General features: G+C 68.3%; 15 protein-coding genes. 11 read left to right on the plus strand and 4 right to left on the minus strand.

Annotation, left to right across the window (positions count from 1 at the left end):
- The first annotated feature begins 11 nt into the window (after positions 1-11).
- Complete coding sequence (locus K0O62_RS10055) at positions 12-869, plus strand: SDR family oxidoreductase (RefSeq protein ID WP_073855868.1); 858 nt, start codon at positions 12-14, stop codon at positions 867-869.
- 3 nt (positions 870-872) lie between these two features.
- Here the strand turns inward: K0O62_RS10055 and K0O62_RS10060 are convergent, their stop codons facing one another.
- Genes K0O62_RS10060 through K0O62_RS10070 form a run of 3 tightly spaced genes read right to left on the minus strand, consistent with a single transcriptional unit; the run spans position 873 to position 3684 of the window.
- On the minus strand, positions 873-2027 hold the full coding sequence (locus K0O62_RS10060; protein WP_073855869.1) for an AAA family ATPase: 1155 nt from the start codon (positions 2025-2027) through the stop codon (positions 873-875).
- A complete protein-coding gene (locus K0O62_RS10065) occupies positions 2021-3079 on the minus strand; it encodes a DNA polymerase IV (RefSeq protein WP_073855870.1) in 1059 nt (352 codons plus the stop codon). Before K0O62_RS10065 ends, K0O62_RS10060 begins: the two co-directional genes overlap by 7 nt.
- Positions 3076-3684: a TetR/AcrR family transcriptional regulator gene (locus K0O62_RS10070; RefSeq protein WP_073855871.1), complete on the minus strand. Its 609-nt coding sequence runs from the start codon at positions 3682-3684 to the stop codon at positions 3076-3078. Before K0O62_RS10070 ends, K0O62_RS10065 begins: the two co-directional genes overlap by 4 nt.
- An 89-nt stretch (positions 3685-3773) precedes the next feature.
- Between K0O62_RS10070 and K0O62_RS10075 the strand changes: the two genes are divergently transcribed.
- From K0O62_RS10075 to K0O62_RS10115, 9 genes are all read left to right on the plus strand, one after another.
- The gene (locus K0O62_RS10075) at positions 3774-4334 is read left to right on the plus strand and encodes an NAD(P)H-dependent oxidoreductase (protein ID WP_073855872.1); all 561 of its coding nucleotides are present in this window, start codon (positions 3774-3776) and stop codon (positions 4332-4334) included.
- Positions 4335-4444: 110 nt separating this feature from the next.
- Positions 4445-5698, plus strand: a complete 1254-nt coding sequence (locus K0O62_RS10080) for a glycosyltransferase (RefSeq protein WP_073855873.1) — start codon at positions 4445-4447, stop codon at positions 5696-5698.
- Between the two features lies 1 nt (position 5699).
- On the plus strand, positions 5700-8879 hold the full coding sequence (locus K0O62_RS10085; protein WP_073856181.1) for an adenylate/guanylate cyclase domain-containing protein: 3180 nt from the start codon (positions 5700-5702) through the stop codon (positions 8877-8879).
- A 443-nt stretch (positions 8880-9322) separates the two neighbouring features.
- Positions 9323-9565: a redoxin NrdH gene (locus K0O62_RS10090; protein WP_073855874.1), complete on the plus strand. Its 243-nt coding sequence runs from the start codon at positions 9323-9325 to the stop codon at positions 9563-9565.
- 43 nt (positions 9566-9608) lie between these two features.
- Positions 9609-10061, plus strand: a complete 453-nt coding sequence (nrdI, locus tag K0O62_RS10095) for a class Ib ribonucleoside-diphosphate reductase assembly flavoprotein NrdI (RefSeq protein WP_073855875.1) — start codon at positions 9609-9611, stop codon at positions 10059-10061.
- Complete coding sequence (gene nrdE / locus K0O62_RS10100; RefSeq protein WP_073855876.1) at positions 10028-12196, plus strand: class 1b ribonucleoside-diphosphate reductase subunit alpha; 2169 nt, start codon at positions 10028-10030, stop codon at positions 12194-12196. The genes nrdI and nrdE overlap by 34 nt, the downstream gene beginning before the upstream one ends.
- Positions 12197-12365: 169 nt before the next feature.
- Entirely contained in the window at positions 12366-14093 is a 1728-nt protein-coding gene (locus tag K0O62_RS10105) for a DUF222 domain-containing protein (RefSeq protein ID WP_079244253.1), read from the plus strand.
- A gap of 156 nt (positions 14094-14249) precedes the next feature.
- Positions 14250-14489: a hypothetical protein gene (locus tag K0O62_RS10110; protein WP_073855878.1), complete on the plus strand. Its 240-nt coding sequence runs from the start codon at positions 14250-14252 to the stop codon at positions 14487-14489.
- Positions 14473-14637 (plus strand): hypothetical protein, encoded by a 165-nt coding sequence (locus tag K0O62_RS10115; RefSeq protein WP_165636967.1) that lies wholly within the window; start codon positions 14473-14475, stop codon positions 14635-14637. The genes K0O62_RS10110 and K0O62_RS10115 overlap by 17 nt, the downstream gene beginning before the upstream one ends.
- Before the next feature lie 212 nt (positions 14638-14849).
- Here the strand turns inward: K0O62_RS10115 and K0O62_RS10120 are convergent, their stop codons facing one another.
- A complete protein-coding gene (locus K0O62_RS10120) occupies positions 14850-15236 on the minus strand; it encodes a DUF5997 family protein (protein WP_073855879.1) in 387 nt (128 codons plus the stop codon).
- 94 nt (positions 15237-15330) lie between these two features.
- Here K0O62_RS10120 and K0O62_RS10125 point away from each other — a divergent pair, with 94 nt between their 5' ends.
- Positions 15331-16044 (plus strand): LysR family substrate-binding domain-containing protein, encoded by a 714-nt coding sequence (locus K0O62_RS10125; protein WP_073855880.1) that lies wholly within the window; start codon positions 15331-15333, stop codon positions 16042-16044.
- Positions 16045-16080 lie beyond the last annotated feature (36 nt).

Genomic DNA, 16080 nt, shown 5'->3' on the forward strand with positions numbered 1-16080 from the left:
GGGTCGCCTCCATGGGGCAACCGAACAACTTTGCGGGAAAACGGATTCTGCTCACCGGCGCGGCCAGCGGCATCGGCCGGGCGACCGCACTGAATCTGGCACGCCAGGGCGCCGAGCTCTATCTCACCGACCGAGACGCCGACGGGCTGGCCACCACCGTTGCCGACGCGACCGCACTGGGTGCCCAGGTGCCGGCGCACCGGGCACTGGACATCGCCGACTTCGATGCGGTCTCCGCCTTCGCCGCCGACGTCCACTCCGCACACGGAGCGATGGACATCGTGATGAACATCGCCGGGATCTCGGCCTGGGGCACCGTGTCCACGCTGACCCATCAGCACTGGAAATCGATGGTCGACGTGAATCTGATGGGACCCATCCACGTCATCGAGACATTCGTGCCGCCGATGGTCGCCGCGGGCCGCGGGGGACACCTGGTCAACGTGTCCTCGGCGGCCGGCATCGTGGCGCTGCCCTGGCATGCCGCCTACAGCGCCAGCAAGTACGGGTTACGCGGCATGAGTGAGGTGCTGCGCTTCGACCTGGCACGGCACCGGATCGGGGTGTCGGTCGTGGTGCCGGGCGCGGTGAAAACCGGTCTGGTGCAGACGGTTCAGATCGCCGGCGTGGACCGCGAGGATCCCCGGGTGGCCAAATGGGTGGACCGGTTCGCCGGGCACGCCGTGTCTGCGGAGACGGCCGCGGAGAAGATCCTGGCCGGGGTGCGCCGCAACCGTTTCCTGATCTACACCTCACCGGACATCCGCGCGCTGTACGCGTTCAAGCGGGTCGCCTGGTGGCCCTACAGCGTGGCCATGCGCCAGGTGAACGTGTTGTTCACCCGAGCGTTGCGCCCCAAACCCCGCTAGGGGTCAGCGTTTACCCCAGTCCCATGCCGGCGCGGACAGCATCGTCTGGCCCGCCACGCGGGTCTCACCCCACTCCTTGATCAGTTCGATCGTGGATCCCGGTGCCAGCTGCTCGACCAGGGCCGCCGAATGGGTGACCACCACGACCTGGGTGCCCGCGGCCGCGGACCGGATCATCTGAGCCAGCGGAGCCACCAGGTCCGGGTGCAGCGAGGTCTCGGGTTCGTTGAGCACCATCAGCGAGGGCGGCCGCGGGCTCAGCAGGGCCGCGCCCCACAACAGGAATCGCAATGTGCCGTCCGACAATTCGGCGGCCCGCAACGGGCGCAGCATCCCGGTCTGATGCAGCTGCAGTTCGAAGATCCCGTCGCGCACCGCGACCGACAGTCGTGCCCCGTCGAACGCATCGGCCACCGCCCGGGGCAGATCGTCGAGTCCGACCTCGATGATGGTCTGCACCGCCGCGGCGAGGTCCGCGCCGTCGTCGCTGAGCACCGGGGTGCGGGTGCCGACCTGCGGCCGTCGCGCGGGGGCGTCGGCGTCCACCCGGAACCCGTCGTAGAAGCGCCAGCCCCGCAGCCGTTCTCGCACCGCCGCCAGTTCCGGGTGGGCGCCGGGGTGGGCGAACTCGGCCAGCACGCTGCGATAGCTGGGCAGCGACTGGGACAGCTTGTCGAATCCGCGCCCGGTCTCGGAACTGACCTCGGCGTAGTCGCGGGTGCGTTGCACCAGCGTGCCGGCCGGGCGCAGCACCGGGCCGGCGAAGATCGCCTCTCGTTTGATCTCCGGGTCCCGGGCGAAGTAGGAGCCGGGCCCGGCGAACTGCGGTAGCCCGAGATCGATCAGATAGCCGAAATCGTCGGAGGCGAAGCCCAATTCGAGGGATACCGGGCGGGTGCGGGTGCTGCCCTCGGTCTGGCCGGTGCGACGTGCCCCGGCGGTCTGCTCGGGGCCGGCCCACAGCACCGATTCCAGGCCGCCCTCCCGGGCCAGGGAACCGATGACCGCACCGCTGCCGCAGTCGGCCAGCAACCGCAGTGCGCGGTACACCGATGACTTGCCGGTACCGTTGGCGCCGGTGACGACCGTGAGATCGCCCAGCGGCAACACGATTTCGCGTAGCGAGCGATAGCCCCGGATGGCGATGGTACTCAGCACGGAGCGCTCTCCTTCGGGGAGTCGTCGGGCATCTGCAGTTCCAGGCGCACCCCGAGCAGCCGGACCGGGCGGTCGAGGTCGAACTCGCCCAGCAGGGCCAGTGCCTGGGCGGTGATGGTGTCCAGATCGATGCCGGGCTCGGCCAGTTTGCGGATCTTTGTGCGGGTGTAGAACGTGCTGGTGCGCACGGTCACCGACACCCGCGTCACGATGCGGCCCTCGCCGACGATCTCGTCGAGCGTCCGCGCGGTGAGATCGGTGACGGCGCGCGACATCTCGTCGACGTCGGTGAGATCGTGCGGGAACGTCACCACGTGACTGCGCGAGCGGGGCACCCAGGGCTGCGCGCTGACCTCGGTGTCGCCGCCACCCTTGGCCAACAGCAGGATGCCGAGGCCGGTGCTGGGCCCGAACGCTGCGGTCAGCGTGGTGGCATCGGTGCCGGCCAGATCGGCGACGGTGTGAATGCCCATGGCCGCAAGTTTTTTGGCGGTCCTGGGCCCGACGCCCCACAGGGCATCCACCGAGCGGTCGCCCATCAGCGTCATCCAGTTGTCGGCGGTCAACACGAAGATCCCGGCGGGTTTGCCGAACCCGGTCGCCACCTTGGCACGCTGCTTGTTGTCGCTGATCCCGACCGAGCAGGACAACCCGGTCTCGGCGGCGACGAGGATGCGGATCCGTTCGGCGAGTTCGACGGGATCGGGCACGTCCGCGCCGAGGTACGCCTCGTCCCAGCCCCACACCTCCAGCGGGTGGCCCAGATCGCGCAGCAGTCCCATCACCCGTTCGGAGGCCGCGTCGTAGGCCGGTGAATCCGAGGGCAGGAAGGTGGCGTCCGGGCATTTGCGGGCCGCGACACGCAGCGGCATCCCGGCGTGCACGCCGAACTCCCGTGCTTGGTAGGACGCGCAGGTCACCACCTTGCGTGGCTCGGTCGGATCCCCGCTGCCACCCACGATGACCGGCAGACCGACCAGCTCGGGGTGGCGTTGCAGTTCGACCGAGGCCAGGAACTGGTCCAGGTCGACATGCAGGATCCAGTGACTCACGTGCCGCAGAGCTTGCGGGCCACCGTTTCCCAGGCGTCGCCGAGCTGTTCGAGGGTCCGGCCCCGTTCGGTCATCTCGTGCGCCACCCGGTCGGTGTCGAGCAATGCGGTCAGGGCATCCGCCTGGGCATCGAGATCGCCTGTGGTACCGGCTGATTCTAGGAGCATTCGGACGTGGGTGTGATGCAGGGTGGCCGGTGCGTTGAACCGGGTATGCGGGTCGCGTGCGACATCGGAGAGCAGGGCGTGGTGGGTGTGCACGAACCGCAGCCGACTGCGCCCGTAGGCCAGCAGGCGCTCCAGGGGCGGGGCGCCGGGTCCAAGCGGTGGGGCACCGAACATGAACGCCTGCTGTTCGGCCGCCTCGTCCTCGTCGAGCAGGACGATCATCAACCCGGAGCGGCTGCCGAACCGGCGGAACAGGGTGCCTTTGCCGACGCCCGCGGCGGCCGCGACGTCATCCATGGACACCGCGTCGGCGCCTCGTTCGGCGATCAGGGTGCGGGCCGCGTCCAGCAGTAGGGCACGATTGCGTGCCGCATCGCCGCGTTCGGTCGGTGCGGCTGTGCTCAGCGGCAGCGAGTTCAGCCGGTCGGGGGCGCCCACACCTGCACTTTAACTCAGCCGGAATTATTCGGACTACAGTCCGGTTAACCTGTGCGAGGATCACGTAGACCACGAAAGGGAACATCACCATGGCCCAGAACCAGGACAGCGCCGAGATCAACGTACTGGTGCTCGTCGGCAGCCTGCGCGCCGCCTCGATCAACCGGCAACTGGCCGACCTCGCCGTCGAATCCGCCCCCGACGGCGTGACGCTGCAGATCTTCGATCGGCTCGGCGAGCTCCCGCACTACAACGAGGACATCGACACCGAGGATGTCGCCGAGCCGGTCCAGGCGCTGCGCGCCGCCGCCGCGGTGGCCGGCGCGGCCCTGGTCGTCACCCCGGAGTACAACGGCTCGATCCCCGGCGTGCTCAAGAACGCCATCGACTGGCTGTCGCGGCCGTGGGGCAACGGCGCGCTCAAGGACAAGCCGGTGGCGGTGATCGGTACCGCGCTCGGTGGGTACGGCGGCGTCTGGGCGCACGACGAGACCCGCAAGTCCTTCGGCATCGCCGGGCCCCGGGTGATCGAGGACCTGAAGCTGTCCATCCCGTCCAAGACGCTCGACGGCAAGCATCCGCGGGAGACCGCCGAGGTGGCCGCGAACGTGCGCGAGGTGGTCGAGAAGCTGGCCGCCGAGGTCAGTTGACAGACTGCTGTGTAGTTCGGTCATCCCCGCCTACGGCACCCGGGGGCGGCCTAAACTCGCCACCGTGAGCCGAGCGCCGGGCTCGGCGGATGAGGTGTTGACGTGCGGAAATGTCCACAATCCTGGCGTATACCTCGCCGTCCCTAGGCAACCTGTATCCCATTGCCGCGCTGTTGTCCGAACTGCACCGGCGCGGCCACCGGATCGTGTTGCGGACCCACACCGCCGGCCTGCCGGTGGGGCGGGGCGCCGGGTTCGACGTGGCGGCCGTGGACCCACGCGTCGAAGCGGTCGCCATGACCGACTGGATGGCGCGCACCGGCTGGCAGGGCATCAAGACCGGTTTCGGCGTCTTCGCCGAACGGGCCGCGCTGGAGGTCGGTGACCTGCAGGCCGCCATCGCCGCGGAGCGCCCCGACGCGCTCGTCATCGACACGAACTGCTGGGGGGCCTCGGCGGTCGCCGAGGCCACCGGTCTGCCCTGGGCGTCGTTCTGGCCGTATCCGCCCTACCTGTCGTCGCCGGCGGTGCCGCCGTTCGGCCTCGGGTTGCGGCCCCGCGCCGACCTGTTCGGCCGACTGCGCGACCGCGGCGTCGCAACGGCGGTCGGCGGACTGCTCGACAGGTCGATGATCACGCCGCTCGGTCGCGTGTACCGCGAACTCGGCATCCGGCCGATCAGCTCCGCCGACGATTTCGTCCGGCGCGCACCGCTGATGCTCGTCGCCACCGCCGAACCGTTCGAATACCCACGCCCGGACTGGGGCGACCGGGTGGTGCTGATCGGCCCGTGCGAACTCGGTGAGCCGCCGGTTGCGGATGGGCCCGACACCGGCCCTGCCCCTGACGACGACCGGCCCGTGGTGCTGGTGACGACCTCCTCGGAGCACCAGCGCGACGATGTACTGCCGACGACCGCGCTGGCCGCCCTGGCCGATGAGCCGATGCGCGTGGTGGCGACCTACCCGTGCGGAATCCCGGAGGGCCTCGACATCCCCGACAACGCGACGGTGCACGGGTTCGCCGCGCACGGCCGGTGGCTGGACCACGCGGTGTGCGCGGTCACCCACGGTGGGATGGGCGTCACCCAGAAGGCCCTGGCCCGGGGCGTCCCGGTGTGCGCGGTGCCGTTCGGTCGCGACCAGTTCGAGGTCGCCCGCCGAATCGAGATATCCCGCAGCGGAACGCGATTGGTCAGTAGGCGGCTGACGGCACCGCGGTTGCGGGCCAAGGTGCTGGAGGCGATGGCGATGACCGACGGTGCGCGCCGGGTGGCGGCCGGGTTCGCAGCCGCCGGCGGTGCCCGCCGCGGGGCCGATGTGCTGGAGCGTCGGCTGCTCGGGATCGCGGCGGCCGGCGGGTGACATGCACCCCGGATGCACGAACTGCGGCACCGTACCCCGTGCGGGTGCCCGGTTCTGCGACTTCTGCGGCACCGCGTTGGTCCCCGTCGCCTCGCTCGCCTCGGCAATCGCCGCACCGCACCAGGCGGAATTCAAACAGGTCACGGTGTTGTTCGCCGACGTGGTCCGGTCGATGGATCTGGCCGCCGCGTTGGGCACCGAACGCCTGCGCGAGGTGATGAGCGAGCTGTACCCGCGTTTCCGGACGGTGGTGGCGCACTACGGCGGCAGCGTGGAGTTCACCGGCGACGGGGTGATGGTGGTCTTCGGTGCGCCGATCGCCCTGGAGGACCACGCATTTCGTGCCTGCCTGACGGCTCTGGATCTGCAGCGCGAGGTGCAACGGTACGCGGTGGAGGTGCATCGCCACGACGGAGTGGGCCTGCGGTTGCGGGTCGGGCTGAACTCCGGGCAGGTCATCACCGGTGAGATCGGCACCGTCCCGGGCAGTTACACCGCCATCGGATCGCACGTCGGGATGGCGCAGCGGATGGAGGCGGCGGCCCCGCCCGGCGGGGTGATGCTCAGCGCGTCGACGGCGCGGCTGGTCGAGGGCCTCGTCGAACTGGGGCCGCGGGAAGCGGTGCGAATCAAGAACTCCGACACCCCCGTACCGGCACGGCGGTTGATGTCGGCGGCGGTCGGTGCGGGCCACGGCCGGCGGGAGTGCACGCTGGTCGGGCGCGACGCGGAGGTGCGTGCCCTGGCAACCCAGATGGAGGCCGCCCTCAAGGGCGCGGGCGGGGTGGCCGGGGTGATCGGGCCGCCGGGAATCGGTAGGAGCCGGTTGGTGGCCGAGGTGCTGCGGATGGGGCAGGCCAGGGGAGTGGGCGTGGTGTCCACGTGTTGCGAGGCACACTCTCGCCAGGTGCCGTACCACGCGGCGGCCCGATTGTTCCGCAATCTGCTCGGTGTCGGCGCCCGACAGGGCCGGGCTGCGCGCGACTGCGTCCGCGAGCGTCTGCCCGGCACCGATCCGGCCGACCTGCTCCTGCTCGACGACCTGCTCGGCATCCGGGAACCCGAACATGAGCCGGCCGCAATCGATCCCGACGCCCGACGACGTCGGCTGAGTGCCTTGCTGACCGCCGTGGCGACCGCGCACCGGGAACCGTCGGTGTACGTCATCGAGGATGCGCATTGGATCGACGAGGCCAGTGAGTCGATGCTGGCCGATTTCCTGACCGCGTTACGGGGCGGCCGGTCCATGGCGGTGATCACCTACCGGCCGGAGTATCGTGGCAGGCTGGCCGAGATCGCGGCACCACGTGCCATTTCCCTTGTGCCGCTGGATGAAAAGCAGTCGGCGCGGCTGATCGGGGAGCTGCTGGGTCCGCATGCGTCGGTGGCCCCGGTCGCCGCGCAGATCGCCGAGCATGCCGCCGGCAATCCGTTCTTCGCCGAGGAGATCGTCCGTGACCTCGCCGAACGCGGTGTCCTGCAAGGGGATCCCGGCAGTTACGTGGCCGTCGAGGGTGCCTCGGTGACCGGGGTGCCGGTCACCCTGCAATCGACCATCGCCGCCCGCATCGACCGGCTCGAAGACACGGCCAAGAGCGCACTCAACGCGGCCGCCGTCATCGGCTCCCGGTTCACCGACGACCTGCTGCGGAAACTGGTCGAACCGGCCTGTCTCGACGAACTCGTCGACGCCGAGATGATCGAGCGGGTGCCCGCGCACACCGCCGAGTACTGCTTCCGCCACCCCTTGATCCGGGCCGTCGCCTATCAATCCCAGCTGCGGTCCGAACGCGGCCGGCTGCACCGCCGGCTCGCGACGATCATCGAACACGGGCAGGGCACCTCCGAGGCGAATGCGGCGTTGATCGCCGCCCACCTGGAGGCCGCCGATGAGCTGGAGGCCGCCTTCGACTGGCATATGCGGGCGGGGGCGTGGCTGGCCGGCCGCAACATCGCGGCGGCGCGAGCGAGCTGGCGACGCGCTGCGGAGGTGGCCCGGCAGCTGCCGATCGACGACCCGGACCGGCTCCGGATGCACATCGCCGCCAGTGGCGCGCTGTGCGGGATCGCGTGGCGGGCCGGTCCCGCCGAGGCCGAGACGTTGTTCGAGGAGCTTCGCCGGCTGTGCACCGCGCAGGACGACCAGCGGGCGCTGGCCACCGGTATGGCGGGTTACGTGATGGCGCTGACCTTCCACAACCGTCCGCGCACCGCATCGGCACACGCCTCGGAGCTGCAGCGGCTGCTGGCACGCGTCGACGACGACGCCTTGACGGTGTCGGTGTCCTTCGGCGTGCTGGCGGCCAAGTGGGAGACCGCGGAAGTGCTCGAGATGGAGAGGGTGTCGCAACGGGTCATCGACCTGGCCGCCGGTGACCCCGGCCGGGGTGGCACGTTCTTCGGCTCACCGCTGGCGCTGTCGCTGGCGGTGCGGGGTCTCGCTCGCATGTCGTTGGGCCGGCCCGGGTGGAAGGACGACCTCGACGGCGCCATCGAGATGGCCCGCACCCTGGAGCCATTGATCCTGGTGGTCGCCACGCTGCACAAGTACGCCCAGATCGGCCTGGGCGCGTTGTGCACCGACGCCGACGCACTACGCGACACCGCCGGGGCGCTGGCCGCCGCGGAGCGGTCCGGGGATGACTTCACGGTGGTGCACGCCCATCTGGCGCGTGGGCTGGCGCTGGTCGCCGGGGAGAGCGATGACCGGGACACCGGTTATCTGCATCTGGAGCGGGCGCGCGAAAGCGCCCTGCAGGGTTGCGGCAACTCCGCGATCGTGCAGATCGCCGACATCCAGTTCGCCCGCCGCCGTCGCGAGCTCGGGGATCTCGATGGCGCCGTCGAACTGGCCGGCTCGGTGGTGGACGCGTTGTTCGGTAGCGGCGCGGTGGTCTGGCGCGGTCCGGCCACCGGCGCGCTGGTGGAGGCGTTGCTGAGCCGCCGCGCCGACGGGGACGTCCGCGCGGCGCGCGCGGCGATCGAACGGCTGGCGAGCACGCCGGTGGATCCGGGATTCATGTTGCACGAGGTGCCCCTGTTACGGTTGCGGGCCCTGGTGGCGAGAGCCGAGGGGGACGTGCAGACCGAGCGGCGATTTGCCGAGCGGTACCTCGCGGTGGCGCGGGCCTGCGGTTTCGAGGGGCACGTCGCGACCGCGGTGGCGATGGCGCCGGTGTGACCGGCCGTCCGGAGTCGCAGCGCTGACTTTGCTGACCGGCGTGTCGGCCGCCGCCGGGCGTGTCCGCGCCGGACGGGCGTCCCGACGCCGGCCCGCTTCGCGCGACACGACCGCGGTTGTGACGTGCGACACGCCGGTGGCGGGTCCGGTGCAGTCGTTACGACCTGGGAATTCCATGAATGTGGTTCAGAACATCTTGTATCTGTTCGGTTTGTCGGCCACTAGGTGTAGTGTCTGACGGACCGCAAGGCCCCAATGCTTCAGGAGCCCGACGGAGCAGGAATCGAAAGTGTGTCGGTGGTCCCGTCCACAATGGATTCGCTTCGCGGCTCCGGAATTTTCGGGCCCCGCGGCCCGCTGAACATCAGAAGAACGCAGTACCGGGTCAGTTGCCGGTGCACACAACCCATCAAGAGCGACACACACTAGGAGCCGTACCGCCGATGACCGTCACCGTGTACACCAAGCCCGCGTGCGTGCAGTGCAACGCCACCTACAAGGCGCTGGACAAAGAGGGCATCGCCTACGAGAAGGTCGACATCAGCGTCGACACCGAAGCGCGGGACTACGTGATGGCGCTCGGCTACCTGCAGGCGCCCGTGGTGGTGGTCGGCAACGACCACTGGTCGGGCTTCCGCCCGGACCGGATCAAGGCGCTCGCCGGTACGGCCGCCGTCACCGCCTAGTGCGAGGGTCGGGGGACAGAGCGGGACAGAAAGGAGAAGTATCGTGAGCCACCTCGTGTACTTCTCCAGCGTCTCGGAGAACACCCACCGCTTCGTGCAGAAGCTGGGCCATCCCGCCGATCAGGTCACCCGGATCCCGCTGCACGGCCGTATCGAGGTGCACCAGCCCTACGTGCTGGTACTGCCCACCTACGGCGGTGGCAAGGCCAGCCCCGACATCAACAGCGGCGGCTATGTGCCCAAGCAGGTCATCGCCTTTCTCAACAACGAGCACAACCGGTCGTTGATCCGCGGCGTCATCGCCGCGGGCAACAACAACTTCGGTGAGGAATTCGCCTACGCGGGCAATGTGGTCTCAGCCAAATGCCGCGTGCCCTACCTCTACCGCTTCGAACTCATGGGAACGCCGGACGACGTCGACGCCGTCCGTGCCGGCTTGGAAGAATTCTGGAAGGAACAGACGTGTCACCAACCGTCACAGCTGCAGAGCCTGTAACCACGGGCGTTCATGCGCTCCCGGGGGAGACGGACTACCACGCGCTCAACGCGATGCTCAACCTGTACGACGCGGACGGCAAGATCCAGTTCGACAAGGATGCGCTGGCCGCCCGCGAGTACTTCCTGCAGCACGTCAACCAGAACACGGTGTTCTTCCACAGCCAGGACGAGAAGCTCGATTACCTGATCGAGAAGGAGTACTACGAGCGCGAGGTGCTCGACCAGTACTCCCGCAACTTCGTCAAGTCGCTGATCGACCGCGCGTACGCCAAGAAGTTCCGGTTCCCGACCTTCCTGGGCGCGTTCAAGTACTACACCTCCTACACGCTGAAGACCTTCGACGGTAAGCGTTACCTGGAGCGGTTCGAGGACCGTGTGGTCATGGTGGCGCTGACGCTGGCCGCCGGTGACACCGACCTGGCCGAGAAGCTGGTCGACGAGATCATCGACGGACGATTCCAGCCGGCCACGCCGACGTTCCTGAACTCGGGCAAGAAGCAGCGCGGCGAGCCGGTGTCCTGCTTCCTGCTGCGCATCGAGGACAACATGGAGTCCATCGGGCGCTCCATCAACTCCGCGCTGCAGCTGTCCAAGCGCGGCGGCGGTGTGGCCCTGCTGCTCACCAACATCCGTGAGCACGGCGCGCCGATCAAGAACATCGAGAACCAGTCCTCGGGCGTCATCCCGATCATGAAGCTGCTGGAGGACTCGTTCTCCTACGCCAATCAGCTCGGTGCCCGCCAGGGCGCCGGTGCGGTGTACCTGCATGCGCATCACCCCGACATCTACCGCTTCCTGGACACCAAGCGGGAGAACGCCGACGAGAAGATCCGCATCAAGACCCTCAGCCTGGGCGTGGTGATCCCGGACATCACCTTCGAGTTGGCGAAGAAGAACGAGGACATGTACCTGTTCTCGCCGTACGACGTGGAGAAGGTGTACGGCGTGCCGTTCGCCGACATCTCGGTGACCGAGAAGTACCACGAGATGGTCAACGACGCCCGGATCCGCAAGACCAAGATCAAGGCGCGCGAGTTCTTCCAGACGCTGGCCGAGCTGCAGTTCGAGTCCGGCTACCCGTACATCATGTACGAAGACACGGTCAACAGGGCTAACCCCATTGATGGCAAGATCACCCACAGCAACCTGTGCTCGGAGATCCTGCAGGTGTCCACCCCGTCGGAGTTCAACGAGGATCTGTCCTACGCCAAGGTCGGCAAGGACATCTCCTGCAACCTGGGGTCGCTGAACATCGCCAAGGCGATGGACTCGCCGGACTTCGCCCAGACCATCGAGGTGTCCATCCGCGCGCTGACCGCGGTGAGCGACCAGACCCATATCTGGTCGGTGCCCTCGATCGAGCAGGGCAACAACAGCTCGCACGCCATCGGCCTGGGGCAGATGAACCTGCACGGGTACCTGGCCCGCGAGCGGATCCACTACGGCTCCGAAGAGGGTGTGGACTTCACCAACATCTACTTCTACACGGTGCTCTACCACGCGCTGCGGGCCTCGAATCTGATTGCCATCGAACGCGGTAAGGCATTCGGAGGCTTCGAGAAGTCGAAGTACGCGTCGGGGGAGTTCTTCGACAAGTACACCGATCAGGTGTGGGAGCCGGCCACCGACAAGGTGCGAAAGCTCTTCTCCGACGCCGGGATCCACATCCCGACGCAGGACGACTGGAAGCTGCTCAAGGAGTCTGTGCAAAAGCACGGCATCTACAACCAGAACCTGCAGGCCGTCCCGCCGACCGGTTCGATCAGCTACATCAACCACTCGACGTCGTCGATCCACCCGGTGGCCAGCAAGATCGAGATCCGCAAGGAAGGCAAGATCGGTCGCGTCTACTACCCGGCGCCGTACCTGACCAACGACAACCTGGAGTACTACCAGGACGCGTACGAGATCGGCTACGAGAAGATCATCGACACCTACGCCGCGGCCACCCAGCACGTGGACCAGGGTCTGTCGTTGACGTTGTTCTTCAAGGACACCGCCGACACCCGCGAGGTCAACAAGGCGCAGATCTACGCCTGGCGCAAGGGAATCAAGACGCTGTACTACATCCGGCTCCGCCAGATGGCGCTGGAAGGCACTGAGGTGGAGGGTTGCGTCAGCTGCATGTTGTGACGCGCTGAATACGTTGCAGGCCAGGGAGAATACTCCCTGGCCTGCTTCTTTTTGGGATGGCCAGGTGGCGGCCGTTGTGCTCCGTCGGCTCCGTGGCGGGACCCGACGTTATCCACAGCGTTCCACTTTCTCGTGGCGCGAGTCACACCCCTTCGGTAGAATCGAACATGTGTTCGATAGGATCGGGTTGGCGGGGATGAACGAAGAAGCGCTCATCTCTGCCCTGGCGGCCGCGACCCGAGCCGAGGCGGTGGCCGCGGCGGATCGGTTGGCGCTGATCGCCGAGGTGACCGCGCGGCAGTGCGATGACGAGGACGAGGTGTCTGCCCGTCAGGTGATCGATGGGTGGGCGTTCGCCAAGGCGCAGGTCAGTGCCGCGTGCAACGTGAGCGAGCGTGCCGCCTCGACTCAGATGCGCATCGGGGTGGCGCTGCGCGAACGGCTGCCGCGCACCGCGGCCCTGTTCGCGACGGGGGCGGTGTCGGCGAAGGTCATCGCCGAGATCACCTGGCGCACCCACCTGGTCACCGACGAGGAAGCGCTGGCGTTGATCGACGACGGCATCGCCACAGAAGCCACCACCTATGCAGTGTTGTCCGAAGCCGCGCTGATCCGGGCCGTCGACTTCTGGGTGGAGAAGTATGACCCGATCGCGGTGATCCGGTCCAAGGCCGCCGCCAAGGATCTCTACGTCGAGTTCGACGACCGCGACGACCCCAACGGGGTCAGCTCGTTCTGGGGGCGGCTGCGCGCCACCGACAAGGAAGCGGTCAAACAGCGCCTGCATGGTCTGGCCGACACGGTGTGTGCCAATGATCCGCGGCCACTGGGGGAACGCCTCTCCGCGGCCATGGGCGCCCTCGGAGTAGTGGGTCCGTCGCTGGAGCGGCTGGCCTGCCAATGTGGGGACCCGGACTGCGCAGGCAGCGGGAAAGACCCACGCTCGGGCGCGGTCGTCATCTACGCGCTCACCGATCAGGTGCCCGGGACCGACGCGCGACCCGCACCCGAACCCGGTCCGGGGCCCCAGCCTGCACCTGAGCCCGCGTCCGACGAGGCTGGTGAACCCGAGCTCCCTGCTGAGCCCGCGGCAGACCCCGAATCCGACGAGCCGGCTGAGCCCGCCGCGCTGGCACCAGCCGAACCTGCTCCCGCGGCCACCATCCCCGGCGCGGGTGCCGGAATCACCCTGGACGGCACGATCATCCCGGCCGCCATGCTCGCCGACCTCATCGCCACCGGCGCCACCGTGAAGCCGCTGGCCGAGGTTGCCGATCTGCCCACCGAACGCCAATACCGGCCCTCGACCGCACTCACCGCGTTCGTCCGGATGCGTTCGCAGACCTGTAGCTTCCCCGGCTGCTCCAAACCGGCACACCGCTGCGATGTGGACCATGTCACTCCGTGGCCGGCCGGGGCGACGCATCCGGGCAACATGCGTCCGCTGTGTCGTGAGCATCATTTGTTGAAAACTTTCCGGACCGGCCCCGGCGGCTGGACCCTCACCGCGCACCCCGACGGCACCTCGCAATGGACCGCGCCGACCGGGCACACCTATGTGACCCGCCCGGGTGCTGCGGTCCTGTTCCCGCAGTGGAACATTCACACCACCGTGCCGCCCCCGCGGTCGATCAGTCTCCTCGACGACGACTATCGGGGCGCGATGATGCCTACCCGGAAGCGCACCCGTGCACAGGACCGGGAATACCGGATCAACGCCGAACGCGTCCGTAACGCCTCCGAACTCGCGCTCGCCCACATACGCGCCGGAGCCGCCAAGGACGCCGAAGCTGCCAAGGACCCCGGCGCACATGGCAGCGCAGCAGGCGGCGACGTCGTCGGAGGCGAGATGGGTAATGGTGGGGCTTTCAGCGACCCGGACCCACCGCCGTTCTGACCGCTCAGCTCAAGGCGCTCACATTCGCGAGTCAGGTGGGCCGGACGCTGTGCTGAACCTGGTGCGACGCATGGTTCTGAACACGGTCGATGGATAGCAGGCGTTGGTAGGATTCGTTTTCCAACTGGACATTTCGTAGCGGAAAGCAGGATTGACGTGGCGCGCAAGTCGTGGAAAGAGATTCCCCCAGCGGGCAAGGCGGCGATCATCGTCCTCACGGCGCTCGACGCGGGCCTGCGGGCATGGGCATTGCGTGACCTGGCGCACCGTGACGCCGCTCAGGTGAACGGCCCGCGGTGGCTGTGGCGTATCGCCCTGGGCGCGGTGACATCGTCGGGCGTATTGCCGGCCGCATACCTGCTGCGTGGACGCAAGCCCGGTGTCGACCACCGTTGAGGTCATCCTCATCACCGCGCTGGTCTTCGGGATCGTCGCGGCGTTGTTCGGTTCGATCTACCTGTGGGAGAAGTGGGGTAAGGGCTCCCGGCTGGAGCGGCGCGCCGATCGCTTTTTCGATCGCCTGAGCGACATGTTCGACCGCTAGCCGAGGCTACTGCCCGTACGTGCTGCGCAGATTCGCATTGATCAGAACATTGATGTACTTGCGCTCCAACACCATCGGCGCCACCTCGTCGTAGGTGCAGCCATGTCCGGATGGTGTTGCGGGTCGGCGCGGTCAGATCCCCGAACACCACGTGCGGCGGGCGGGAAGGTTCCGTCGCCGGGACCAGAGCTCACCCATGCACCGAACTCGACTCAGTTCTTGCGCGGCTTGTCTGCGTGCAAAGCCTTGATGCGGCGCTCCTCGCGCAGCACGTTCTGGAAGCTCTCGCGCTCGGCGGCCAGCCAGTCGGGCATTTCTTCGATCAGCGCATTGATCTGCTCGGTGGTCAGCGCCTCGGTGACTCCGCCGCGGGCCAGGCCGGCGATCGAGACACTCAGCTTGGCGGCGACCAGGTTCTTCGGGTGCGGCCCGTTCTTCCGCAGGTCCTGCAGCCACTGCGGCGGGTTGGCCTGCAGCTCGGCGAGCTGATCGCGGGTGATCGGGTTCTCCTGGAACTCCGCCGGCGTCGCGGGCAAGTACACATCCAGCTTCTTCGCCGCGGTGGCGGGTTTCATGGACTGCGTGTTCGGCCTGCTCATGCGGTGCCCTCGCACGCTCGGGTCCCGCATGCGTGCCGTTGATTCGCTCCGCAAGCCTCGCTCATGAGGGTCAGCCTATCGGTAGCCTGAGTCGGTGACCCAGTCCTGCCTCATCCTCGGGTACGTCCCCGGCGGGACACCCGCGAAGTGGGCGCGGATCTGGGCCCAGCGCCACCCGGGCGCACCTCTGCAGCTGCAGGCCGTCGCAGCGGCGGATGCGGCCGACGCTGTGCGGGGTGGCACCGTCGACCTGGCGTTGCTCCGGCTGCCGGCCGATACGTCCGGACTCGCGGTGATCCCGCTCTACGAGGAGGCGACGGTGGCCGTGGTGCCCACCGAGCACCTGTTGAGCGCCGCCGACACGATCACCGCCGCCGACCTTGCCGACGAGCCCCGACTGTGCCCGCTCGACGACGTCGTCGCCTGGGATGCCGCTCTCGGCACCGTGATCGAGCACCGCCCCGAGACCACCGAGGCCGCGATGGAGCTCGTCGCCGCGGGGCTAGGCGTGCTCATCGTGCCGCAGTCGCTGGCACGGCTGCATCACCGCAAGGACCTCACCTACCGCCCGATCGCCGACGCACCCGGCTGTGCGGTGGCGTTGGCCTTCCCGGAGGGGCCGCAGTCCGAGCTGGTCGAGGAGTTCATCGGGGTCGTACGCGGCCGCAAGCCCGGCTCCTCGCGCGGGCGTGCCGAACCGGCGCCGAAACGCACTGCCCGGGAGAAGATGCTGGCGAAACAGGCGGCCCGGGCTGCCGCGGGCAAGGTCGCCCGTAAACCGGGACCGGCCAAGCGCGGTCGGCGCTGACGCGTCTCGCGCGGCGCGGGCAGCGGCCTGCATGTC

It is taken from the genome of Mycolicibacterium diernhoferi (assembly GCF_019456655.1).
In the GTDB taxonomy this organism is placed as follows: domain Bacteria; phylum Actinomycetota; class Actinomycetes; order Mycobacteriales; family Mycobacteriaceae; genus Mycobacterium; species Mycobacterium diernhoferi.